The following is a 23,024-nucleotide window of genomic DNA, read 5'->3' as shown; positions in this document are numbered from 1 at the left end:
ATCTCTCTTCATTTTCTACAAATATGGAGTGAATACCCATATCTTTTTTCAGAATTGATCAACAACTCAAGGACAAGACTTAGGATCTGATATTAAAGGAATCCGAAAAGAAATTAAAAGAACCAGAAACAGATAACAGAAATGAAACGAAAAACAAAACTTTTCAAAAAGGTTCTATTCTAGCATCACTCCAGACTTTGAGCACACTAGGAAATGATTTAAGTTCTTCTTGTTTTTCATCTTCAACAGTGCCCCGGATCAAAAATACCTTTTCGTTTTCAGCTTCCATACCCTTACTCATCTCCTTAGGCGGGCTAATAGGAACTGGTTCATATTCCGGATCTATCTTGAATCCAGGAATCTTTGCCACATCTGAATCCAGTGCTGCCTGCATGGAAAAATTAGCCGGTGCTCTCAGCTCAACAATAACTCTTTTAGCCATAATTTATTTCCTTTTAGCTTAATTGATCTCCAACCTGCTAACAAATAATAATTTTTTACACAATTCTAAACTGATATTTAAAATTTGAAGTTTGCAAGGAAAATAAAGCAAACTTTAAAATTTCGGCTTATAATATCTCACTATCTGGATTGTCACATTGGATGGGCAATGGATACTGAACTGCTAACTATTTTGTTAAAGGCAGCTTCTGCCTGTATCATTCCATAGCCTGTATGCGGATTCCAACCACTGCCACAAAAGTCCTTGACAGTTTTCTGAAGGGTATCTTTGATAACATCCGAGGTTAGCGTAGGGTCATAAGATTTCAAAAGTCCGATTACTCCTGCACATACGGGATTGGCTGTGGAGGTGCCATTATCACATTCTGTGTACCCTTTGAAGTGGCTGGGAGCACAGAAATCCGGTTTATTGGGATCAAGAGCTGCCGGTCCTTGACTGGTATATCCTATCCATTCCTCCAAGATGTTGGCCGCACCGACGGTTATCACTTTTGGATGTCCGTTGGCTCCCCAGATACTCTTTCCAGGCCCGACATCGAGCTTACACTTATTACTAGGAAGGCATTTTGATCCACAGTTTCCAGCCGCAAAGGTTACAATAATCCCTGTATCTATCGCTTCCACGACTTTCCGGTTGAAGGGATGATCGCGATTCTCAGCGTAATCAGGTGCCCAGGCCTTCTGGTACATCCCCCAGCTGTTGGACAATATATGTGGAGTCCCATCCGTTTTGTACCTCTCTATTGCCCACTGGTAAGCACTTATGGCATCGGAAATCACACCCGAAATCATGCTGCTCTTCAAAATTCCGAGGTCATATATTTTCGCCTCGGGACACATGCCAAGTGCATCTGTCGCACACATGGAGCCATGTCCTCCGGGATCAGTTCCTGGGGGGTACATAGAATTGGAAGAAAAGCCATCTATAACAGCAGGAACCTTTGATTCATCAACTCCAGTATCGCAGATTCCTATCACGATTCCTTTTCCTTTCACACCTTTTTCCCAGAGTCGATCACAACCTAGATATTTTGCAACATCCTCAATTGTTCCCTTGGCAACATTATATTTGCAGTCTATTCCAAATGGCTCTATTCGGGCATCGGTCCATATGTTTACCACGTTGGGAAGAGCTTTTATCTCGGCTTCTTTTTCTTCATCCAGTTCCCCTCTCAAAAGGATAGTTTCCTCATTTGCAGCCTCGAGGATCCTTACAATCTCTGCAGGTGGACTGACTGGTACTGGCTTATACTCAAAGTCCATTTCAAACCCTGAAACAGTGGCAACATCCATTGCTCGAACGGATTCCATGGAAAAACCAAAAGGCGCTCTCAATTCAACAATTACTCTTTTAGTCATGCTATTCCCACTCCCTGTTCTAATTACTTCTCGAATTATCTCAAAATTATTAAACTTTTTATTAATCCATTTTTAAGATCAATATCCATCTATATTTTAATAAGGTTATTTTTATAATTATTAATGATATACGATGGGTAAAATAAGATATAAAAATCAGAGAAAGCGTACTTAGAACCTTAAGTACATATAATAGGGTTTTCTTAAATTAACTATGAAACTGGGGTTTATTCCTTTTTTATTCGCTTAATTTAGGTTATTGATAGTTTCTCTCAAAAAAGCACATTCAATTTTTCACCTAAATTTTAATTAAGGTCATTAAAAATCGTAAATTTTATTGAGAAGGATTATTTATCCTTCCCTGATGATGATTACGAAACCTCCGCTTATACTGCTAAACGAAGATTTCAAATGGAAACTATTGTCCGAAATATTTAATGTTTTTGATTTGAGATTTTGTAAGCAAACTCTTATACGGAGGGCATAGGGATAATTGTAAATTACGACATTAAAGAAAGGAATTACAAGCCTCTTCTGAATGAAGAAGTTAAGAGGGGCTAAGTACATATAAAGAAATCTAAAAGATTCTACTAAAAAATGTTTACTCGGAAGAAAAAAGACAATAGATATGAAATTTTTGAATAACAATCACAGATGAATGAAAGTACTTGAAAGCACTTTCATGCCAATTGAAAATAAGTTAAAAATTAGTCCGCTTGAGAGAAGCGAAGTGGAGCAAAAAGGACAGCGTACTCCCGAGATGCTACTATCTAGGAGGTGCAATTCGGGAAGCTGAACTCTACTGGCGCTTTGTGATCTCTCAACATACTCTGGGAATCGGGTCTCCGGCAGGCACATCCACATAACGCATGCCACCGAAGCGATTTCTCAGAATCACTTCTCTTTTATCTGAAGTAACTTCTCCTATTACAGCGGCGTCCCTGCCGTATGGATGCTGCCTCAGGATTGAAAGTACTTCTTCTTCAAAACCGGGTTTTACTCCAATAACTGCTTTTCCTTCATTTGCAACCTCAAGGGGATCAAGGCCTAGCATTTCACAGGCTGCGGAAACGGCTGGTTTGAAAGGAATCCAGTCTTCTTCGATAATAATACCTGCTCCTGATTTTGTTGCCATCTCGTTCAAAGCATTTGCAAGCCCGCCGCGTGTAGGGTCTTTCATTGCCGTGATTACGGGTTCACCCTCAGGAGTTCTTAGTTTCAGGAGGGGTTCTATGAGTTTCCAGAGTGGAGCTGAATCCGAGGCAAGGTCGGTATCAAAGTCAAAACCTTCCCTGTGAGCCATAAGCGAGATTCCGTGGTCGCCAATGGTGCCTGTGACCAGGATTTTGTCTCCTGGCTGAAGTCCTGAATCCCTTACAGGGCTATCTGTAATTCCTAAGCCTGCAGTGTTCAGGATAATCGAATCAAGCGCAGTTTTCTCCACGGTTTTCGTGTCACCTGTTATTATGGGCACGCCAACCTCTGCAGCTGTTTCGTCCATCGTTTTGATTATTTCCTCAAATTCCTTTAGTGGAAAACCTTCAGGGACTATGACAGCACAGGTAAGGGCAAGGGGCTTTGCTCCCATAACCGTAAGGTCATTGACAGTGCCTGCAACTGCAAGCCTTCCTATATTGGTATTTGGGAAAAAGGCAGGTGTTATCACATGACTGTCAGTAGTCATTACGAGTTCGCATCCCGTATTGAAGCCTTCAAGCTTGACCGTGGACCCGTCGTCAAGACATTCAAGCCCTATCGAGCCTGCACTTTTATTTCGAAAGTTTTTAAGAATTATTTCTCCTATAAGTGCCTGCATTACCTCTCCGCCTGCACCGTGCTCAAGAGAAATGGTATTGGATTTCATATAAGTCTCCTTTTTTCCGCCTTTTAAACCCGCTGGATCTTCTCAATCTAATTTGCTGGATCTTCTCAATCTAATTTAAACCTTTTTAGCCCTAGTTTCGAGTTAATTTTTCTTTAACCTGGTTTTACCTTTATTTCCTTTAACCTTACCTTATTTCTTCTGAACTTCTTTAACTCCAAGCTCGATAAAACTAATCCAGGTTTCCAGGCTTTCCCAGTCATGCTTTGAAGTCAGGATAACCGGCACATTCGGATTTAAGGAAAGAATATCGTCTCGCATTTTTTCGGCATCGACATCAACTGCATGTGCAATGTCAACTTTATTTATGACTGCAAGTTCCGCAGTCTTGAATATCATGGGATGCTTGAGGATAATGTCATCTCCTTCAGTTACGCTCACGATTACAACCCTCAGGTGTTCTCCAAGCTTGAAATCCACAGGGCAGATCAGGTTACCTACGTTTTCAATTAGCAGGAGATCCGTGTTATCAAGATCGATTTCATCCAGGGCTTTTTCCACCAGTTTTGCATCAAGGTGGCACTCTTTTCCAGTGTTTACAGGAATAGTAGGGACATCGAGTTTTCTGAAACGAGAAGAATCCATCTCTGCGATTACATCACCTGCGATCACAGCTATCTTATACTTATCCTTAAGTTGTCTGATAGCCTCCTCAATCAGAGTAGTCTTTCCTGATCCGATTGCACCCATAACATTTACCGAGAAAACCTGATGCTTGTCAAGTTTCTTTCTGTTTTTTTCAGCAACTTTATCATTTGCTTTGTAGACATCGTGTCCCATATTGATTACGTGCATTAACATAAGCATCACTTGGGAAGTTATTTCTTATTTTTACCGGTTTGAGGTCAATCCTGGTTTTCAGTCTCGATCTCGATACTTTTAATTATCAGTTCTCTGCCGCCTGTAATACGGGCATGCTTTCCACAGATCGGGCAGTCCATAACTGCTGCATAAGCAAGAAGTTCGCTTGTGAATCCACAATTCTCTTGTATCTGTTTTTCGTCTATTGGTCCCGTGTATCCACATTCGCATTCAAGGGAAGGTGGTATCATTTCGACAATAAAATCCGCATCTTTGGCAATACTGTCCTCTGCAATGGCTTTAAAACAGAAGCTAAGTTGTTCCGGATTTGTATGAGATAATCTTCCAATCTGAAGGGTTACATGCTTAACTTCCGTGGCTCCGTGCTCTGTGGCGGTAGCCATTACCTGCTCGAGAATTTCACATGCAATGGAAAGTTCATGCAAGCCTGTTGCCTCCTTATCTTGAGTACCTGAACCAGTTGTAACACATGCCTTCCTGGCTTACCATACAGGGGCCTGCAGGACTTTTTGGGGTACAGTCCTTCCCGAAGTTTGGGCATTGGGAAGGTTTTGCTTTTCCTGTAAGGATAGCTGCGCAGATGCAGCGCTTTTTGTCTTTTCTTCCTGTTTTCTTTCGGACATCTTCAAGAGCAGAGGCATATAGGTCTTCGTGCTTTTTTGCTGCGTCTTTTTCCTCAAACTCTTTTCTGAGTGCAAGTCCTGAATTTTCTATTCTTCCTATACCTCTCCACTCAGAATCCGAGGTTTCGAACACTTTATCCATTATTTTAAGGGCAATCTGGTTTCCCTCAGGTTTAACAGCTCTTGGGTAACCGTTATCAACCCTTGAGATTCCTTCCTCTGCCTGCATTTGTAAAAGGTTTATTCCAAGGAGAATATCTGCTGGTTCAAATCCGCTTACGACAACAGGAAAGCCTTTTTCTGCAAGAGATTCAAAAGGTTTTGTGCCTATTATGGTTGCCACGTGCCCGGGAGCTATGAAGGCATCAACATCTGCATCCCTGGCAAGGAGTTCTACTGCAGGGGGAGTTTGCTTCTGCGAGGCAAGGAGACTGAAGTTTTCAGGGGTCTTTCTTAAAAGAGCGGCCGCATTTGCGGGAACCGTGGTCTCAAAGCCTATTCCAAAAAAGACTACCTCAAGCTCTGGCTTTTTCTCCGCAAGGGCAATTGCATCGTCAATACTATATACCATTTTTACATCTGCCCCTTCAGACTTCGCATCCAGCAAACTTTCTCCCGAACCTGGAACTCGCATCATGTCTCCAAAAGTAACAACTGTAGCTCCACTTTTTGCAAGGGCTATTGCAACATTAATGTCTTCCTCAGGAGTAACACAAACAGGGCATCCGGGACCACTTATTACCTCAATATTCTTTGGAAGGACACTCCTTAACCCATATTTTGCTATAGTCCGCTCGTGTGTTCCACATACGTGCATTATTCGAAGCGGTTTCTTCGAGTCTCTGATTCTTTCCAGGAGCTTTCTTTCAAGTTCAGGAACTGCTGGTTTTGAAGGGGAATTCCCGTTTTCCATTTCTATCAGCATCCGTTATTCAGGGAGATTCACTTTCAAAAGTATCTATGTCTTCAAGTCCCGCTATTTGTTTGAGAAGGCGCATTGTTTCTTCACTTTCTTCTTCCGATATTTCAGCTATTGCATATCCAACATGGACAAGAAAGTGTTTTCCGATAATGGATTCATTGGCGCCTCCAACAAGGGCCATATTTACGTCCCTGCAGATTCCACCCATGTCAATTGTTGCAGTATTCTCATCTACAATGGATTTTATTTTTCCAGGAATAGCTATACACATGTTTCCTCTAACTCTTTTCTTTTAAAATCTTATTAATTTATATAAATATATAAACTATCTTTTCATGAAATAAATTCTTATAAAATGATTTTTACAAGAATTATTTTACAAAAGATATATATTTGTAAGGTATATATATTTTACAGGTCTTAACTGAGCAAAAAACCCTCCAGTTTTACTTTCTTAACTGGTTAAGTAGCTTTTATCCCCTTACCTATTTTTATTTCTCTACTGCTGCTTTTAATTATTTGTTTTTCTTTTCTCCACTTGCCGCAGATAGAAATATGGAGATATATGGAGATATCTTGAACAAGAACCCAAATCTACGTTTCGAATTTATATATGTTAAAATTGTTTCTGAAACTCTATGGTTCTATTTTATATGCTTTTTGTTTTTTCATTTCTCTTGCATAATTTAAAAGTGTTTTTGCCCTAGTCTTGAACTTGTTTTTGAGATATTCTATATATAATTCTAAAATTGCTCTATTTGAATCTGAATTCACTAAATTTTAAAACGTATGAATAATCTAGAAATAAGTAATATTTTTTCCGAAACTTTGTGCGAAAAGTAGGCTTCTTTGCATCTTTAGCACTTCTTTTCGAGTTTTTTCTTTTTCTCAGCGTTCTCTTGAGTCCAGAGCACTGAAGATAGGAATTTATAGAGAAAATCTGGGATTAAAAGCTAAAAAGCTTTTTTAATCAGGGGGTTGAATTTTTCCTAGCTCATTGACCCTAGCCGAGGCTCTAGAGATATTAAACAGGATCAATAGAAACACTATGGCTTCCTAATAAATGTCAGTCATATTTGAGAGCTCTATTTACTGAAATATACCTTAGAAATAAGTGATTTTTTTCTTTGTATTTTAAGACTTTTCGTCATTTTACCTTATTTTTATGCGTTTTTGTCATAATACAAGAAAATTTTTATGTATGAATTACTATTCTATTGGTAACTTTCAACTTTTGAACTTATATCAATTTTTTGATTCTATTTTCTCTTTCAAGAGGCTTCAAATTGGCTTATGTATATTCTGTTGCCCAGTTTTGTACATCAAATTACGGTCATTTATTCGGAGAGCTCATTATATTTATCATTGACCCACGTACCTTGAATGCAGCTAATTAATATATTTATCGCATCGTGTAAAAAACCTTATATACTATTCCCTCATTGAAAAACATTAGTGCTAAATTTATGTATGCATTTATATAATTTCCATGGACAATTATTCAAAATTTTCTTTCGGATGTATAATCTGGGTAAAATCAAGATGTGGTAGAGATGAGTACTGGAATAAAAAATCTTGTCCGTACACTGGACAGTGTGGACTTCTTAAAAATGGATCGACGCACTTTCATGAAAGCGTTAGGTGCAATGGGTGCAGCTACATTCCTGGGCACCTATAAGTCTGATATTGTAAGTGCGCTTGATTTCGCAGAAACCAAGCTTGTCTGGCTGCATGGCTCTGAATGCACTGGCTGCTCCGAATCGGTCTTAAATGCAGGCAATCCTGACCTTGTACAGGCACTACAAAAGCTCAATGTCAATCTTGTTTTCCATGAGACTATTTGTGCACAGCAGGGAATCTGGAACGATGGTAAGCTTGTAAACAATGCCGAGCTTAACTCCGAAGTTCTCCTTGAAGATACTTATAAACAAGGTGGTTATATCCTGGTCGTTGAAGGCTCAATTCCGAATGGCCCGGACGGTTCAGGACGCTACCTGGTTATTGGAAACAAGACTTTCAAGGAATCCCTTGCAGAAGCTGCAAAGAACGCAGTTGCTATCGTTGCAGTCGGTGCCTGTGCTGCATACGGAGGAATTACCTCTGCAGACAGCGAGGTTGCTAAGGATACGGATTACAGGGGAGTAGCTTTCGCAAAGGAAGATCCTACGAAAGGCATGCTTAAAGAACTAGGCATCGATAAGCCGGTAATTAATATTCCTGGTTGCCCTGCTCACCCTGACTGGGTTCTTCTGACCCTGGGCGCGGTAATTCTTGGAAAGATCAAGATCCCTAACGATCTCGATACCCTTCTGGACAACTACGGCAGGCCAAAGGTCTTCTATCCCCCAGACCACACAGTGCATGACAACTGTCCCCGCCGTGGATACTATGACCGTGGAGAGCTCGATGAAGAAGTTGGCGGGCCTGGGTGTCTGTGGAAACTTGGATGCAAAGCTCCTTACGCCCATGCAGACTGTGGAATCCGCAGGTGGAACGGCTCAGTCAGCATGTGTACCCAAGCAGGTGGCCCCTGTATAGCCTGTGTGGAGCCTAACTTCCCTGATGGTTCGAGACCTCTGTATGTCGAAGCTGAAGATAAGGGAGTGCTTCTTGGAGCAAACATTGATACCGTGTCTAAGGTTGCAGTCGGTGCAGCTGCAGTTGCTGCAGGTGTACATGCTGTTAGGAGAATGGGAAAAGGAGAGTGAGTGAAAAATGGTAAACGTTACAGTTGATCCCTTAACAAGAATTGAAGGCCATCAGCGCATATCTACTGAAGTAGATGCTAATGGTTTTATTACCGATGCCCAGTCATCTTCCCTTATATTCAGGGGTTTTGAGCGCATTCTGCAAAAACAGGATCCAAGAGACGCAGCTTTTCTTACCCAGAGAATTTGCGGTGTCTGTCCCATTTCTCATGGAATGACAGCCACAAATGCTCTTGACGATCTTTATGGTGTGGCTGATCAAGTTCCAAAAGATGCTCTTGTAATGAGGAATATTTTCCAGGGCTTGAACATGATTGCAAGCCACGCAACTCATATATATGTCCTCTTTGGCCCTGACCTTGCAAACCCAGCTTACAAAAAGGTCCTTACAACACTTGGAGACACCGGAAGCGCAGTCTGGAATGAGATGGTTGGAAGGTTTGCCCCAATTAGCTACAAAATGGATGGCGCGCCTGTACCTGTGGGAAGTTCCTATCTTGCAGCAATTCCTGAAAAGAAACGCCTTCAGGAGGCTATCGCACTCATTGCCGGTAGAATGCCTGGTCCCTCATCCCTTTATCCAGGTGGATATACCTACCCGGCTACTGTCGCAGATATAACCAAACTTTCCACTTACTATCTGCAGGTCATGGACTTCGTATCCAAGCATACTTTGAGAGTTGATTTCAATACCTGGATCGAAAATACTTATAAGGCAAGCTCTCCTCAAAAAGCAGTAAGCTTTGTTACTGAACACCTCCAGGGACTTGTTGACAAGGCAACCACTTCCAACGACTTCTCCAAAGAAGCAGGTTGGGGAGATGTAGAATTCTATGCAGCTTTTGGTTCCGAACTTGTAGGAGAAACTCTGCTTGGCCTTCCAGCAAGCCTTAAACATGATACAATCGGTGGGTACAAGGATCCCTCAAAGATCTGCTTCGTTTCATATGGTGGATACTACAAGCCCAAAGATGGATACGACCCGAAGAGCCCAGCAGGAGACCGTATTTTCACCTCAGGTGTGGTATCAGGAAAGCTCGAATATCAGAAATTCGATCCGGAAAAGATTACGGAGAGCACTGCTCACTCCTTCTACAACAACAGTACCAAAGATCTCGCACCAGCAAAAGGTGAAACCATTCCGTATACGGATCCAAATAAAATCGCCTTCACAGGAGGTTCGGATAGCCAGTACAGCTGGGACAAGGCTCCGAGATACGACGGAATTCCAGGTGAAGTCGGGCCTCTTGCACGCATGCTAAATATAAAAGAACCGCTCGTAACCGGTCTGGCTCAGGTCTTTGCTGAGAAAGGTTACTCTCCAGCCAACGTTTACACCAGAATGTTGGCTCGTATGCAGGAAGTGACAATACTCGCATATGAACTTCTCAACTGGGTAACAGTTGACTATACACCAGGAGGCAAGATTTCCGTGCCTATAGACCTTAATGCAGCTAAAAATAATCAGGGAATGGGTCTATGGGAAGCACCTCGTGGAGCTCTTGGTCACTGGGTCTCTGCTGGCAGCGATGGAAAGGTTACCAACTATCAGTGTGTAGTTCCAGGTACCTGGTTAATGTCTCCAAGAGACAGCAATGGCATCCCTGGTCCGCTCGAACAGTCTCTCATTGGTTCAAAAATCAATACAGTAGGAGATGTCGACTATACCAATCCATTTGGTATCTTCCATATGGGTAGGTCCTATGATCCTTGCATTTCATGTGCAGTACACACCATTGACCTGACTGGGAAAAACGCTCCAAATACTCTAAGAATAGTATAAGGAGATGACCCTCAATGAAATCCAAGAACAACCCGTCACTGGTTGTTGAGCGGTATACCATTACTGACAGGATAGCTCATACTGTCCACGCTGTCGCAATGTTAGTGCTCATCATCACCGGGTTAAAGATCTATACGGGATGGGACTTTATGAGTTTCCATTCCGCCCGCGGTCTTCACATGATAGCGGTTCCGTTCCTACTTGCAGTGAACTGGATCCTTATCCCTTACAATATCTTCTCCGAAGGTCATGGGATTTTTGGAAAAATTTCACACTTTACGGATCATTATATTTTTGGTCCTAAAGATGCAACTCGTCTGGGCGGTATTATTAAAAACTTCTTCAGGAAAGGTCGATACCCTGCATATTCCATCTATGATGAAGAAAAAGGCCACTATGAGACCAAACTTCACCCCTTAATGAAGATCCTGATTGTGCTTGAAGGTACAGCTATCTTCCTTATTGCGGTCTCAGGCATTGTTCTTTACAAGCTTGACTGGTCACTTTTTGGCCTCCCTATAGCATCGTGGATCTTATCTGCGGGAGATATTATTGCGCCTATATTCGGAATGGGTTCCCTGCAGTTCCTCAGGGCTCTTCACCTGCTGCTGACCTACTGGTTTGTCTTTGAACTGGTAGTGCATGTTGGTATCCTGGAGTTTGACCCTCATGTCTGGAAGTACTACAAAGCTATCTTCTGGTCAGGAAAAGAAGATCTCTCAGACACTCACTATTCAGAGTTTGTAGAGAAATATTCAAGGTTTGATGCTAAGGAACACAAGCACTAAAAACTACTAAAAAATTATTAAAGAATAATCTTAACTGGAATAGGTAATATAGGCATGTTCAAAAAATCCATACGACTTTTAATTAAGTGAGAACATGCCTATATTACGCGCTCCAGTCCGTGTCCTAGGATGCGGAAGCCCATTAATGGGAAACGATGGTGTCGGCCTCAAAGTCATTGAGGTTCTTCACAAAACCGAACTTAAAGACCTCAAAGACGTCGATATCGAGGACGCAGGGGTCTGTGGACTTGACCTTCTAAACCTTCTCGATGGCGCCAGGAAAGTCATTATAGTTGATGCGATTCTGGCTAACAGTCCCCCAGGTTCCGTACACCGTATAGAAGGGAAGGACTTACTGGATGGTGCCGAATTTCATCCCCTGGTTTCAGTACATGACCTGACAATTACAGATGTATTGAAAATAGGAGAACAGGTTCAAGAGCTTCCGGAAATTGTAGTCATAGGAATTGAAATTGGATATATTGTCACAGAAGCTACGCAGGAAATAAGTCCAGATGTCCTTAAAGGTGTAGATAAAGCGATAGAGATAATCAGGAAAGAGATATTTTCTTCCCTTTAATTATTTTTTAACATATTTGGTTCGGTTTCGTTCTATTTTTTACCTGGTTTTTCCTATTATTTATCTCTATTCTGCCTTTTTCCTCAAATATTTACTCGTTTTTTCCCGGCACCCAGTTGCTATAAAGTTTCCACTCGATTAAAGAGTCTTCACTGTCGGTTTCGATGTAAAATCTCCATATAAAGGGTTCTTCTATTGCAGAAAATTCAAAATCTACAAGAGTATCAGGTAAAAGTACAGATTCTTTTGCTTCTCCTGTGTTTGTTTTTATCGTGACGCTTGACTCCTTGACATTCAGGTTACTTACTTCAAGACTCACCGATTTTCCAGCCTCAGCTTCAAAAGAAGAATTACTCCCACTCCAGGTTCCTGCAGTATGGAACTTCCTTCCCTTACTATCGACCATATCGGGCAGTTTGGTTAAAGGTGGAGTTATGGGTTTGGTCACACGAACCGGGGTTTGTTCAGGTGGAACTGCCTGCGTTGTCAGGATTGGAGGTTCTGCTACCGGCATAACTGGAGGTTGAGGTATTTTTACTGCAGGAGCCTCTACCCGTGGAGCCCGAGGCACCTTTAATTGCGAGACTTCAGGTGCCCTTACCGGCCCGACCGGAGACGCCCTTGGCGATCGAACAGGAGATTCGGGAAATAGTGGAGTTGGAACCTCTGATACTTGTGGCTCAGTTACTGGTGCAACCGAAGGCTTTGGAACGCCAGTGAAAAATTCTGCATCGAGACTTCCTATAGTTTCCGATCCAACTACACCATCAACTTTTAGTCCTCGTGACTCCTGGTAGCTTCTTACTGCCAGTTCAGTTTCGTTACCAAAGATGCCGTTGGCTCCAACTTCGGGTACAGGAAAACCCAAAAATATCAGAGCCTGCTGAACTTTCCTTACTGCAGAGCCTTTGTCCCCTCTTTGAAGAACTCTTTCATTGTCATAACAAGCCTCTAATACCTCATCGCCCTCAAATCTCTGCGATATCAAATCGTGACCATCCCCAATAGTCATATTCTATTCCCCCATATTTTGCTGCACAATTTCTTCCCTTAAATATGCAGATTATTACTAAATATTACTAACCTTAAAATTTCAATAAATATGGTAGTGATATTAAAATATATAAGTTTTTAGAAAAAATATATTTATTTTAAATGTACCCAATTTATCTTACAGCTGAAAGTATTAGAAATAAAAAAATCTCTCCAGTTTTCGGTTGTTAACTCTGCTCAAACTAAATTGCTCCAGGTTATTGTCTCCTTTTACGGAATTTGGAGCAGAGCGCGAACATACTCCGTTGCTTGCAGCGAGGTGCGCCAGCGCAACTTTGATTATCCTGCTGTTGCAACATAAAAACTTACTTACGAAGCAGGTTATTGAAGATGTGATAGTCTTTAATATATTGGATTCCATTTTTTATATATCTTTATATAAAATTATTTGCAACATGGGGGGAGTGGAACGGATAATGACAGCTTACTTGAAAAGTTTAAAAATCTCGATTTCATGAAAATGGATCGTCGAACTTTTATAAAAGCTGTTGGGGCGCTGGGAGCCTCACTTTTTTTACAAACATATAAAAGCGATATAGCGAAAGCCCTTCAACTTTCGGAAACTAAAGTAGTATGGCTCCATGGAGTAATGGACAGTGGATGTACCATATCAATGCTGGACGGAGGATCTCCTGATATCGTAGAATTCCTTCAGGAGTATAATCTCAAACTGCTCTATCATGAAGTTTTAATGATGCAGCAGGGAATTTTCGTGGACGGGAAACTCGCAAATACCAGTGATCTTAATTCTGAGATTGTGCTTGATGAGATCTTGGGAAGGGAAAAAGGTTACGTTCTAGTCTCTGAAGGAGCAGTCGCTAACGGACCTCAAGGTTCAGGAAAATATCTTATGTACGGAGGTAGGCCTTATAAGGATATTTACACGGAAGCTGCGAAAAATGCTTTAGCAATTGTTGCAATTGGGAATTGTGCGACTAATAGTGGGGTAAACGCTGCTAAGAGTGATATAGTTGAACTTATGGACCCCAGAGGGATTGCCTTTACTATGGAAGATGCTTCAAAGGGGATCTTAGATCTTCTTGGCATCGAAAAGCCTGTAATTAATCTTACTGGTTGCCCTACTCATCCAGACTGGGTTTTTTTGACAATAGGTGCAGTTGTTTTGGGAAAGATAAAGATACCCGATGATTTGCCTTATGTACTGGATAACTGGAAACGTCCGAAGGTTTTCTTCCCGCCTGACCATGTTATTCATGATAACTGTTCTCGTCGCGGATACTATGACCGTGGAGAGTTTGAGCTGACAGTAGGTGGACCGAAGTGCCTCTGGAAACTGGGATGCAAGGGGCCTTATACTCATGCAGACTGTGCTACTCGCAACTGGAACGGCCATCTCAATTACTGCCCTCAGGCAGGCTCTCCCTGTATTGGCTGCGTTCAGCCGGGCTTCCCGGATAGTACCAGGCCTTTTTTCGTGGAAATTGAGAAAACTGGAATTTTAGGCACGAATATCACTACTGTAGCAGGTGTGGCAATAGGAGGTGCTCTACTCGCTGCAGGGGCTCATGCTGTCAGGAGAACTGTCATGAAAAGACCTGAGGATGAGGAAGGCTTTGCCGAAGAAAGCACTCCAGAGGAAACCGGAGGTGAAAAATAATGGTACAGGTCACTGTTGATCCTCTTTCTAGAATTGAAGGGCATTACAGGATCAATACCGAAGTCAATGGGGAAGGCGTGATTACTGATGCCCAGAGTAACGGCTTGCAGTTAAGAGGCTTTGAAAGACTTCTTCAGAAGCATGATCCCAGAGATGCGGTCCTTCTGACCCAGAGAATCTGTGGAGTCTGCCCGGTTAGTCACGGCATAACTGCAGCAAATGCCCTGGACGAACTTTTCGGAGTTGCAGGCGAGGTTCCAAAAAATGCTCTTGTAATGCGAAATATTCACCAAAGCCTTAATTATATAGCCAGCCATGCAGCTCATATCTATGTACTCTGGGGTCCTGATCTTACAAACCCGGCTTACCGTGATATTCTGGTAAAATACGGGGATGTTGGAAATGCAGTATGGAAAGAACTCCAAGGACGTTTTACGCCTTTGATTAATCAGATTAACGGTACCAGTTATCCAGCTGGTTCGTCCTATCTAGGCGCTATAGTGGAATTTCGCCGCCTGCACGACGCAATCTCTCTGATAGCTGCCAAGATGCCGCATCCGGTTCTTCAGCATGTTGGGGGAGTGGTTTATTCTCCGACGGTTGCTGATATCGGGCAAATTGTAGGCTATGTATCGAAGACCATGAAATTCATTGAAGCATTTACCCTTGGTGTCTCTCCCGATACCTGGATAGAAAATACTTACAGGGCTTCTTCCCCGCAGAAGGCTGTTAATTTCGTTATCGGACACCTGCAGGAGCTTCTGAATAAATCCCTTACCAGCAAGGACTTTTCACACTCTGCAGGCTGGGGAGATGTTCCCCTCTTTGCGGCTTTCGGCTCAGAGCTGATAGGAGAAAAACTTCTCGGTCTGCCTATCAGTATGAAAATGGACCTTGCAGGGACTTACAAAGATCCCGATAAGATCGGTTTTCTTTCATACGGAGTTTTCTTCAAGCCTGAGAAAGGAGATGGATATGATCCCACAAGTCCTGCGGACAGCAGAGTTATTACCTCCGGTTATATGAATGGATATTTCAAGCTTGAAAAATTCGATTACAAGAAGATTTCCGAAAGTATCCATCACTCCTTCTATATTGACAACATAGAAGACCGTCCTCCCTGGGACGGAGTTACGGTTCCAGAAGGAAATCCTGAAAAAATAGACTATACTAAAGGATCAAAGAGCCGTTACTCATGGGTAAAAGCTCCTCATTATGACGGGATTCCGTGTGAGGTCGGCCCCCTTGCTCGTATGATGATTATGGGAGAACCTCTTGTTACGGGATTGGTAAAAACTTTCCAAGATAACGGCTATTATCCTGTCAATAACTACACCCGCATGATCGCAAGGATGCAGGAAATTCTTGTAGTGGCTCCAGAACTTATGAAATGGCTCACACAGGATCTTCAGGCCGGCGGAAAGGTTGCTGTGCACACCGATCTTTCCATGGCAAAAAGTTCCGCAGGAATGGGCTTATGGGAAGCTCCGCGAGGGGCACTTGGGCACTGGATTGCCACAGGGCCGGATTCTATGGTAACCCTTTACCAGGCTGTGGTTCCGAGTACCTGGAACCTTGCTCCCAGGAATTCGCAGGAGATTCCAAGCCCTGTTGAGCAGGCTCTCATAGGCACCAAAATTTCAGCTGCCGAAAATGCACTTGGAGTAGATTATTCGAATCCTCTCGGAATTCTGCATACAGCCCGCTCTTATGATCCCTGCCTGGCATGTGCAGTTCATACAATTGATAAAACCGGAAAGCACCCGAATTATACAATCAAGGTACTTTGAAGGAGGTTGGAAGTATGGTACGATCGGCTCAAAGACCCGCTTCTAGAAGAGTAATTGTTGAACGCTATACCTGGCTTGAGAGGATTACTCATCTGGTGCATCTTATTACCATGTTTATCCTACTTATTACAGGATTCAAAATCTATTTTGGTTGGGGTTTCATGGCTTTTCAAACGGCCCGAACTTGGCATATGATCGCTGTACCTTTTTTCCTGGCTGCAAACTGGATTTTGGTCCCGTACAACCTTTTTTCTTGCAAAGAAGAAAGATGTAGTGTCAAAGACAGGATAGTGCATTTCAAGGACTCTTACGTTTTCGGAAAAGCTGATGCAGAACGTCTCATCGACATAATAAAGAACTTTTTTGGAAGAGGCAGGTATCCGGCTTTTACTATCTATGATGAACGTAAAGGACACTATGTAACCAAGCTTCATCCTGTACTTAAAATTCTGATTGTTCTTGAGAGTATAGCAATTATCATTGTAGCAATTACAGGAGTAGTGCTTTACAACCTTGACTGGGCTCCTTTCGGAATTCCTATTGCGTCATGGATACTTTCTGTAACCTGGTATTTTGCGTCCTTTTTCAATGTCAATGCCTTGGGGTTACTCCGCTTATTACATCTGCTTGCAGCTTGCTGGTTTGTCTTTGAACTTGTGATCCATGTAGGAATTCTTGAGCTTGATCCTGATGCGTGGAAATATCATAAGGCAATCTTCTGGTCTGGAAAAGAAGATCTTTCAGACAGGCATTTTGTCAAAGTAATTGATGAGACCGATCAAAAAATAGCAACAAAAGAAGGCTGATGACAAACGTTCCTCCTTTATATATTTATTATGTGATGTATATACAAATGGTTATATACTAATCTATCATTATTATATATGGTAATTTGGATGTACGGATTTGGGGAAGTTCTAAGAAGAATTGACCCAATCATTCTCAACCTTTTGATCCTTTTCTTTTTTGTAGTACTGGGGCTGATTGTGGTTGAGTTGGTTCTTAAAAGTTTAGTAATTTATAGCCCTTTTTGAGAGTTCTCGGCTTTTCTTTTATTCCAATCTTCTATTTTTGTTTCTCCTTTTATATTTAGTCAATTTTTGTTTAACTATTTTACTTCCATCTTTTCTCATTTTTTCTGCCTCCGATTTTTGTTTTCTCATACAACCGAAATCCTTATTGTAAAGCCCGCGCTATGGCAGGACTATGGAAATGCAAAGGGAAATCCAGGTAATCTGCGGGAATGTAAGTATCCCGAATCTTTCCGGCTTTCTAAAAACGATAGGTTCAATTGCTTCCGAAAATGAAGTTATTATCCAGGGCTTGAACGCAGATCTGATTGCAGGTGATAGGCATCTTCATTTTGCAGTAGGAAAAGCTCTTCGGGCAATTGCTGCGGGCAGGAACATAGCAAAAGATCCAGGAATCGAGATTATGCGGTATGCATCAGGAGAAAGACAGATTGAGAGGAGTTTTTCTATAGGGCTGCATAAAGGGGAAAATAATGCCGTATTTGTGCTCCTTGGAAAAATGGACAATCTGTTGCTGGCTCTCTCTGCATTAAAAGAACTGATCTCTGAAAAGCCCTGTTCCGAGCTGCTTGCTTATTCTAATTCCAAAAGGCAGGGAATCCTTTCCGTATTCGGCATCACAGATGCTGAAATTGAGGCTTCAGGAGAAGAGCACATTCCCGAACTTGTGATTGAGAGGGTAGCACTGGCAGATTTTGTAAAGTAAAAAAGGCAATCTGAAGCGGTTACAGAATCTCTCTTCGGCTTTCTTTTTTGATGACAATATCTCTCTTGGATCTTACTTTTCTTCCATCTCTACTCTCTTTTACATCTTGCTTATTTTTCACAATCTATTTTCTTGCTCCCACGTTAATTTCTTTTCATATCTTACTTTTCTTGTCTATATTTTTCTTCAAACCAGCCCATTAGAGAAAAAGTCAGGTTTCTGGAATCTTCAAAAAAGCTTTCTTGCCCAAGTATTTCCTTCTCTGACTGGATATATTTTCCTGGCACAAGCTCGTGCCCCAAATCCTTGATAAGGTTTCTTACCCACTGCCTGTCGGCCTCAGGATGGAACTGCAGGCCAAGGGCCTTTCCATCATAGATAAATCCCTGATTTGGGCAGGCTTCACTTTCAAAAAGCTTCACTGTGCCGGTTGGAATTTCAAAAGTATCCCCATGCCACATAAAACCGGTAAATTCCGGAAACATACAGGATGGAAATTTCAAACCTCTTATCTTGCACTGGCTTTTCCCTTCCATAGACCGTACCGTGTGCCAGCCGATTTCCTTATACTGGTTCTCCGTAACTTTTCCGCCCAGTACTTCGGCAATTATCTGAGCTCCAAAGCAGCTTCCAAGTATAAGTTTGCCTGCTTCTATCGTTTTTCTAACAAATTCTTTTTCAGGCTTTAACCAGGGATATTCGTCTTCTTGGTAAACACTCATTGTGCCGCCCATTATGATGAGTAAATCGAATTCTTCGGGGGCAGGAAAAGAAGCATCTTCGTAGGGTAGTGTTTTCGTAAGTTTATATCCTTTTTCGGTTATCCAGGTCCCTATATTTCCTAGGGTATCGTTTTTCAGGTGTTGTAGGCAATGAATTCTCACGGGTGTTTCCCCTTGAAGTAAATGGAGCAGAAACTTCTCTTTTTGAATCAAACTCTAGGTTATGCTTCAGGTTGGGCTCAAATTAAGCTTTTTTAACAATTTTATAATACCTTCAGGCAGGTTTTAGACCAGCTTTTAGCAGTTTTAGGCTATATTTTTTTGGCCATTTTTATATTTCTTCTCTGTATGCTTTATTTTGAAGCCTGCTTGAAGGCCCTCTATTTGCAGGACTTCTTTGATGAAAGCTTCATAAAATAAATATCTGACTCTAAATATCTGACTCCGGTTCGGCCAATTCATTAATATACTATTGTGTTAAGAGATCAATTAAATAACCAGAGTAAATTACTGAAACATATTTCATTATCCGGAAGCAGATTATCTGCAACAAAAAATGGGAGTTGATTCCTATATCTCATCCAAAAACCGTAGAAGAAATGATTAATTGTGCAGGGCCTATTGAGTGTGAGTTGTTGCCCAGACTTATTCAGGTAACCGAAGCGGCTGCCATTGCCGCAGCGTACCAGATGGGGCGCGGGAACAAAAATTTTGCCGACCAGGTAGCAGTTGCCGCCATGCGAAGAATGCTGAACACGCTTGACATGAAAGGAATAATCAAGATCGGTGAAGGAGAAAGGGATGAAGCTCCCATGCTTTATATAGGGGAGCATGTAGGAACAGGAAAGGGAGATCTTGAAATTGATATTGCAGTCGACCCTCTTGAGGGTACAAACCTTACCGCAGATGGTGTCCCTGGCTCTGTTGCGGTCATGGCAATGGCGGAAAGAGGTGGGATCTTCCATGGCCCGGATATCTATATGGACAAGATAGTTGTCGGTCCAGATGTGGTACGCTATGAAGAGGAGCACCCTGATGAAAAGATTGATTTGGATGCCCCTGTCAAGCACAATCTTGAGATAGTCGCAAAGGCTCTCGAAAGAAATATTGAAGAGCTCGTTGTTGTAATTCTTGATCGGCCCAGACATGCCCAGAAAATAACTGAAATTCGGGAGGCTGGCGCCCGCGTAAAGCTAATCAGCGACGGAGACCTTATGCCTGGAGTTTCAACTGCGATCCGCGGTTCAGGTATTCATATGGTAATGGGTGCGGGCGGTTCAGGTGAAGCCGTGCTCACAGCAGCTGCAATCAAAATTCTCGGCGGAAAAATCCTTGCAAGGCTTGTGCTTCCCACGGTTGCAAACGGAAAGAGCCAGGATAAGGTCGATGAAGAAATCGAAGAAAAAATGCCAAGGCTCGAAAAGATGGGAATTTCCCTTGAAAACCTTAACAATATTCTTGATACCAACAAACTCGTGCCCGGAAATGATGTGATCTTTTCAGCAACGGCTGTAACTCCCGGTCATTTTCTGCGAGAAGTCAACCTGTTCGGTGGCGGAGACGCAAGGGTACACACAATTTCGATGGGCGCATCCGGATCTGTCAGATTTACAGACAGTATTTATATAAAGGATAAGCGGGAGAATCCTCTCTACCTGTAAATCTTTTTATTCTCTTCTTTTTCATCCTTTTTTGAAACACGATTTTATGAAAACATAGTTAGACATACAGTTTTTAGAGTAGAGAACTATAAAATGTGGAATTACCCAGCGATATAAGTAGAGATTAAGAATTAAGGAATTAATAAGTAGAGATTAAAAATTACGAAATTAAAAAACATAGAATCTAGAGTTAAATCATGAAGGTCTATCTTGAAAGTTTTGGCTGTTCGGCAAGCCAGGCATCAGCCGAGATAATGAAAGCAAGCGTTGAAAGGCTAGGGCATAAACTGCTGGAACCTGGGGTTGCCGATCAGGCAGAGGTCTATATCTGCAACTCCTGTACGGTAAAATACACTACAGAACAGAAAATTCTCTATAAAATCCGCAGCATGGGCGAGAAAAATGTGGAAGTTGTCGTTTCTGGCTGTATGCCTGAAGTCCAGCTTGAGGACATTCTGCATGCAAATCCCGAAGCCCATATTCTGGGAGTAAATGCAATTTCCCGCCTTGGCGAGCTTCTGTCCTCAATCGAGCAGAGAAAAATAAGAGGTCAGCCCGAAGGAGAGCATTTTGAATTCCGGACTTCCGAACCTCTGGGTTTTCTTAATGTTCCGCGTGAACGTTCTAACCCGAATATTCACATCTGCCAGATCTCCCAGGGTTGCAATTTTGCCTGTTCCTACTGCATTGTAAAACATGCAAGAGGCAAGCTGCGTTCTTTTCCACCGGATGAGATAGTCGAAGACATACGCACGGCGGTTGCCGAGGGTTGCAGGGAAATCTGGCTTACTTCCCAGGACGACAGCCAGTACGGAATGGATACGGGTGTCAGACTTCCGGAACTTCTGCGCATGATCTCGAAAATCCCAGGTGACTTCAAAGTGAGAGTAGGAATGATGAATCCCTTTTCTGTCCTTCCCATTCTCGACGACCTTGTAGAAGCTTTTGATTCTGATAAGATCTTCAAACTCCTCCATCTTCCGATCCAGTCCGCTTCTCATTCGGTTCTGAAGAGAATGAATCGCCTGCACAAGATGGATGCAGTGGACAAGATCATTAATACATTCAGTGCTCGTTTCGACGATCTTTCCCTCTTTACCGACATAATTGTTGGCTTCTGCGATGAAACCGATGAAGATTTCAAAGAGACTGTAGAGTGGGTACAGAAATACCGCCCTGAAAAAATCAATATTTCTAGATATTCTCCCAGACCACACACGAAAGCCTTTTCATACCGGAACCTCGACTCAAGGATTTTGGTACAGCGTTCCCATGAGCTGCATAAAGTTTGCGAACAAGTTAAGCTTGGGTCCAAGCAGGCAATAATAGGCTGGGAAGGCCGGGTCTTTGTCTCAAAATATACGGAAATGGGGGATGTTCTCACCCGTACGGATGCTTACCGCCCGGTTGTCATAAGAGGTTCGAATCTAAAACCCGGCCAATATGCTGATGTGGAAATTGTTGCTGCAAAGCCTGGCTATTTTCTGGGAAAGCTTCTCAAATGAGGGTGCAGGCTTTTAATTTTCAACTCGATTTTTTCTAATTTTACTTTTTACTACTTTAAGTTTTAGAATCTCAGTTATTTTTGTGAGCTATTAATTTATATAATATCCTTTTTATATAAAACTCCAAAACTAATAATCTCAAACCTTTGTTTCTGATACTCATCGGGCTTTTGCCTGTACTTCTTTAATTGAAAGCGTTTAATCGTTAATTGAAAGCGATTAATCGCATACAGGGGGTTTAGTGCTGAAATATATTACTGTTGGAACCTGTGTACACCTGTTATCCCGGATAGATGACAAAGCTCTTGACGAGTTCTGGAGAGAAACCTCTGCAGGCAAATCTCCTATAGTTGATTCTCATGGCAATCTGGGTTATTCCTTGTTGAGCGAGGATAGCATATTATTTATCAGAAATGATTTTACGGCTATGAATTATGAGCAGTTTGAACTGGTTTTTGGGGACCTTTTCCTGCCAGACACGGTTCAGGAACTCCTTCTTAAAGACAAAGTGCTGCTTCTTGTGGTATACAGGAAAGGTACGCAGGATCTTTTACTCTCCGAGCTTCGTACTGATGTCAAGTTCATGCTTGACCTGCCGCGTGGGGAATACTTCTTTTTCGTATTCCTTCTGGACGCGGGCGCTGAATCCCTTTTAAACTCCACAGTCCATGCCATAGGTTTTCCATCGAGGATGCATTTGAACAGCCCGGAGCTTGAGACCTTTTATCTCAAACATCCTGTTGACATCTGGGAATTCGTAGACCCCTCACCTATAGAGATTAAACGCGGAGGGCCTTTCTATATTAATATGATTATGGTAAATATCGAACAGATTCCGGGCTGTTCCCTGCTTTTTTCCGAACTTCTGAAGGAAGACGAATCCACACCTCCTCTTTGAAATCTTCTCTCTTAAATGGGATTTGCATCTAAAGCCCTATTTTCTCTCGACTTCAGGTGCAGATTGAGGACTTTAGGTGCAAGTGTAAAATTATAGTCTTCAACGCAACTT

At 42.2% G+C, this 23,024-nt stretch carries 21 protein-coding genes and 1 pseudogene; 13 read left to right on the top strand and 9 right to left on the bottom strand.

What is annotated here, in order from left to right; genetic code table 11:
- Positions 1-163: 163 nt before the first annotated feature.
- Positions 164-442 carry a hypothetical protein gene (locus tag BP549_RS12570; RefSeq protein ID WP_292381116.1) on the bottom strand — a complete coding sequence of 93 codons (279 nt, stop codon included), beginning with the start codon at positions 440-442 and terminating at the stop codon, positions 164-166.
- Between the two features lie 152 nt (positions 443-594).
- Positions 595-1,821 (bottom strand): S8 family peptidase, encoded by a 1,227-nt coding sequence (locus tag BP549_RS12565; RefSeq protein WP_292381115.1) that lies wholly within the window; start codon positions 1,819-1,821, stop codon positions 595-597.
- Between the two features lie 364 nt (positions 1,822-2,185).
- Between BP549_RS12565 and BP549_RS12560 the strand changes: the two are divergent.
- Positions 2,186-2,302, top strand: a pseudogene (locus BP549_RS12560) (IS5/IS1182 family transposase); the annotation flags it as partial.
- A 177-nt stretch (positions 2,303-2,479) separates the two neighbouring features.
- A complete protein-coding gene (locus BP549_RS12555; protein ID WP_292381112.1) occupies positions 2,480-2,617 on the top strand; it encodes a hypothetical protein in 138 nt (45 codons plus the stop codon).
- Positions 2,618-2,641: 24 nt separating this feature from the next.
- On the opposite strand, the gene hypE is transcribed toward BP549_RS12555, so the two are convergent.
- From hypE to BP549_RS12530, 5 genes are all read right to left on the bottom strand, one after another.
- Complete coding sequence (gene hypE / locus BP549_RS12550) at positions 2,642-3,685, bottom strand: hydrogenase expression/formation protein HypE (RefSeq protein ID WP_292381109.1); 1,044 nt, start codon at positions 3,683-3,685, stop codon at positions 2,642-2,644.
- A 150-nt stretch (positions 3,686-3,835) separates the two neighbouring features.
- Positions 3,836-4,504, bottom strand: coding sequence for a hydrogenase nickel incorporation protein HypB (hypB, locus tag BP549_RS12545; RefSeq protein ID WP_292375489.1), 669 nt, complete (start codon positions 4,502-4,504; stop codon positions 3,836-3,838).
- Positions 4,505-4,548: 44 nt separating this feature from the next.
- Positions 4,549-4,950: a hydrogenase maturation nickel metallochaperone HypA gene (gene hypA / locus BP549_RS12540; protein WP_292381107.1), complete on the bottom strand. Its 402-nt coding sequence runs from the start codon at positions 4,948-4,950 to the stop codon at positions 4,549-4,551.
- Between the two features lie 13 nt (positions 4,951-4,963).
- Positions 4,964-6,073: a hydrogenase formation protein HypD gene (gene hypD / locus BP549_RS12535; RefSeq protein WP_292381105.1), complete on the bottom strand. Its 1,110-nt coding sequence runs from the start codon at positions 6,071-6,073 to the stop codon at positions 4,964-4,966.
- A 7-nt stretch (positions 6,074-6,080) separates the two neighbouring features.
- Positions 6,081-6,341, bottom strand: coding sequence for a HypC/HybG/HupF family hydrogenase formation chaperone (locus BP549_RS12530; protein WP_292375333.1), 261 nt, complete (start codon positions 6,339-6,341; stop codon positions 6,081-6,083).
- Between the two features lie 1,282 nt (positions 6,342-7,623).
- On the opposite strand from BP549_RS12530, the gene BP549_RS12525 reads away from it, so the two are divergent.
- From BP549_RS12525 to BP549_RS12510, 4 genes are all read left to right on the top strand, one after another.
- Positions 7,624-8,778: a hydrogenase small subunit gene (locus BP549_RS12525; protein WP_292381102.1), complete on the top strand. Its 1,155-nt coding sequence runs from the start codon at positions 7,624-7,626 to the stop codon at positions 8,776-8,778.
- A gap of 7 nt (positions 8,779-8,785) precedes the next feature.
- Positions 8,786-10,561, top strand: a complete 1,776-nt coding sequence (locus tag BP549_RS12520; protein WP_292375327.1) for a nickel-dependent hydrogenase large subunit — start codon at positions 8,786-8,788, stop codon at positions 10,559-10,561.
- 14 nt (positions 10,562-10,575) lie between these two features.
- A complete protein-coding gene (locus tag BP549_RS12515; protein ID WP_292375324.1) occupies positions 10,576-11,349 on the top strand; it encodes a cytochrome B in 774 nt (257 codons plus the stop codon).
- 94 nt (positions 11,350-11,443) lie between these two features.
- Positions 11,444-11,929 (top strand): hydrogenase maturation protease, encoded by a 486-nt coding sequence (locus tag BP549_RS12510; RefSeq protein WP_292381100.1) that lies wholly within the window; start codon positions 11,444-11,446, stop codon positions 11,927-11,929.
- 91 nt (positions 11,930-12,020) lie between these two features.
- Here the strand turns inward: BP549_RS12510 and BP549_RS12505 are convergent, their stop codons facing one another.
- Positions 12,021-12,941 carry a peptidoglycan-binding domain-containing protein gene (locus BP549_RS12505; RefSeq protein WP_292381098.1) on the bottom strand — a complete coding sequence of 307 codons (921 nt, stop codon included), beginning with the start codon at positions 12,939-12,941 and terminating at the stop codon, positions 12,021-12,023.
- Between the two features lie 495 nt (positions 12,942-13,436).
- Between BP549_RS12505 and BP549_RS12500 the strand changes: the two genes are divergently transcribed.
- From BP549_RS12500 to cgi121, 4 genes are all read left to right on the top strand, one after another.
- Entirely contained in the window at positions 13,437-14,600 is a 1,164-nt protein-coding gene (locus BP549_RS12500; protein WP_292381096.1) for a hydrogenase small subunit, read from the top strand.
- Positions 14,600-16,390: a nickel-dependent hydrogenase large subunit gene (locus BP549_RS12495; protein WP_292375312.1), complete on the top strand. Its 1,791-nt coding sequence runs from the start codon at positions 14,600-14,602 to the stop codon at positions 16,388-16,390. The genes BP549_RS12500 and BP549_RS12495 overlap by 1 nt, the downstream gene beginning before the upstream one ends.
- Positions 16,391-16,404: 14 nt before the next feature.
- A complete protein-coding gene (locus BP549_RS12490) occupies positions 16,405-17,196 on the top strand; it encodes a cytochrome B (RefSeq protein WP_292375309.1) in 792 nt (263 codons plus the stop codon).
- A gap of 406 nt (positions 17,197-17,602) precedes the next feature.
- On the top strand, positions 17,603-18,127 hold the full coding sequence (gene cgi121 / locus BP549_RS12485; RefSeq protein WP_292375487.1) for a KEOPS complex subunit Cgi121: 525 nt from the start codon (positions 17,603-17,605) through the stop codon (positions 18,125-18,127).
- 161 nt (positions 18,128-18,288) lie between these two features.
- Here cgi121 and BP549_RS12480 read toward each other — a convergent pair whose 3' ends face one another.
- Positions 18,289-19,011, bottom strand: coding sequence for a type 1 glutamine amidotransferase (locus tag BP549_RS12480; protein ID WP_292381093.1), 723 nt, complete (start codon positions 19,009-19,011; stop codon positions 18,289-18,291).
- A gap of 410 nt (positions 19,012-19,421) precedes the next feature.
- Between BP549_RS12480 and glpX the strand changes: the two genes are divergently transcribed.
- From glpX to BP549_RS12465, 3 genes are all read left to right on the top strand, one after another.
- Positions 19,422-20,510 carry a class II fructose-bisphosphatase gene (gene glpX / locus BP549_RS12475; protein ID WP_292381129.1) on the top strand — a complete coding sequence of 363 codons (1,089 nt, stop codon included), beginning with the start codon at positions 19,422-19,424 and terminating at the stop codon, positions 20,508-20,510.
- A gap of 197 nt (positions 20,511-20,707) precedes the next feature.
- Positions 20,708-22,015: a tRNA (N(6)-L-threonylcarbamoyladenosine(37)-C(2))-methylthiotransferase gene (locus tag BP549_RS12470; protein ID WP_292381091.1), complete on the top strand. Its 1,308-nt coding sequence runs from the start codon at positions 20,708-20,710 to the stop codon at positions 22,013-22,015.
- A gap of 241 nt (positions 22,016-22,256) precedes the next feature.
- Positions 22,257-22,913: a hypothetical protein gene (locus tag BP549_RS12465; RefSeq protein WP_292375303.1), complete on the top strand. Its 657-nt coding sequence runs from the start codon at positions 22,257-22,259 to the stop codon at positions 22,911-22,913.
- Positions 22,914-23,024 lie beyond the last annotated feature (111 nt).

The organism is Methanosarcina sp. UBA289, assembly GCA_002496565.1.
Lineage (GTDB): Archaea > Halobacteriota > Methanosarcinia > Methanosarcinales > Methanosarcinaceae > Methanosarcina.
Note: the sequence above shows the minus strand (reverse complement) of the source record. Positions and strands in the feature narration are given on the sequence as shown.